The 1,635-nt window shown below is 71.4% G+C and carries 1 protein-coding gene; it reads right to left on the bottom strand.

Going from position 1 to position 1,635, the window contains the following annotated elements; genetic code table 11:
• The coding region (locus tag ROTAS13_RS24245; RefSeq protein ID WP_075823641.1) for a thioredoxin domain-containing protein at nt 1-1,533 on the bottom strand (1,533 nt) is incomplete at its 3' end.
• Between the last annotated feature and the right edge of the window lie 102 nt (nt 1,534-1,635).

Below are 1,635 nucleotides of genomic sequence, written 5' to 3'. Positions count from 1 at the left end.
TCGCCTTACGGTGGAGCTGTGCGTAGATGTGATCAAGAGACAGGCGGCGCGGTCGAGGAAGCCGGCCTCGCCCGTCGCCTCGTGCAGCGCCAGCGCGGCGCGGGCCATGGCGGCATGGTCCTCCAGCAGCCCGGTGGCGCCGGACTGCCCGTCCTTCCAGGAATGCAGCAGCCTGCCATCCGGCGCCGCGAGGTCGCGCGCCACCGCCTCGAAGACCCTGCGGGCGAGGTCCAGCCAGTCCGGCCGGTCGAAGACCAGGGCGGCGCGCACCAGTCCGGAAACCATCAGCCCGTTCCAGTCGGCCAGCACCTTGTCGTCCCGCCCCGGCCGCACCCGTGCCGCGCGGGCCTCCAGCAGCCGGGCGCGGGACGCGGCGAGCGCCTTCTCCTGGTCTTCCGGCAGGGGGTCGGGATCGGCGGAGCGGTTCAGCACCACCTTGCCCTCCCAGTTGCCCTCGCTGCCGACGTCATAGACCTCGCGGAACAGTTCGGCGTCCTCGCCCAGCACCGCGTTCACCTCGGCGGCGGTCCAGACATAGAAGCGGCCTTCCTCGCCCTCGCTGTCGGCATCCAGCGCGGCGGCATAGGCGCCGTTGGGGGCGACCATCTCGCGCTCCAGCCAGCCCACCAGCTCCTCCGCCCGGAGGGCGTAGAGGGCGTCCGGCTGCTGCGCATAGGCCAGCGCCAGGAGCTCCAGGAGCTGGGCGTTGTCGTAGAGCATCTTCTCGAAATGCGGCACCAGCCAGACGCCATCCACGGCATAGCGGGCATAGCCGCCGCCGAGATGGTCCCAGATCCCGCCCTGGCTCATCCGCCGCAGGAGGAGATGCACGGCCCCGGCGCAGTCCGGGCGTTCCAGCCGCTGCGCCATCTGCAGCAGGAAGCGGAAGATCGGCGCGTTGGGGAATTTCGGTGCGCCGCGCAGCCCGCCCTGCACCGGGTCCTGGATGCCCATCAGCGCCTCGGTCACGCGTTCCAGCAGATCCCGGTCCGGCAGGGCGCCGGGATGGCTGGCGGCGAGCTGCGCCAGGCCCTGGCCCAGCGCGGCGGTGTTCTGGGCGATCTTTTCCGGCTCCCGCGCATAGGTGGCGGCGACGCCGCGCAGCACCTGGCGGAAGGAAGGGCGGCCCCAGCGCGGCTCGGGAGGAAAGTAGGTGCCGCCCCAGAAGGGCTCGCCCGCCGGCGTCAGGAACATGGTCAGCGGCCAGCCGCCCTGTTCGCCCAGCAGGTGCAGCGCGTTCATGTAGGCGGCGTCGATGTCGGGCCGTTCCTCGCGGTCCACCTTCACATTGACGAAGAGCTGGTTCATCAGCGCCGCCGTCTCGGGGTCCTCGAAGGATTCATGGGCCATCACATGGCACCAGTGGCAGGCGGCATAGCCCACCGAGAGCAGGATCGGCCGTCCCGTCGCCCGCGCCTCCGCCAGCGCCGCCCCTCCCCAGGGCCGCCAGTGCACGGGGTTTCCCGCATGCTGGAGCAGATAGGGGCTGGCCTCATGGCTCAGCAGGTTCTCGCTCGGATAGGTCTGGCCCATGCCAGCGCACCTAAGGTGCCCCCATCCTTCCCGCCAGGGGGCTCTCGGAGGTTTCGGGCCGGGGCCAGAGGGGCTCCGCCCCTCTGGACACCCCGCCAAGGG

The sequence above is a fragment of the Roseomonas sp. TAS13 genome (assembly GCF_001950415.1).
GTDB classification, from domain to species: Bacteria; Pseudomonadota; Alphaproteobacteria; order Acetobacterales; family Acetobacteraceae; genus Roseomonas; species Roseomonas mucosa.
The sequence above is the reverse complement of the archived record's forward strand: the minus strand, read 5'-3'. Positions and strand labels throughout refer to the sequence as shown.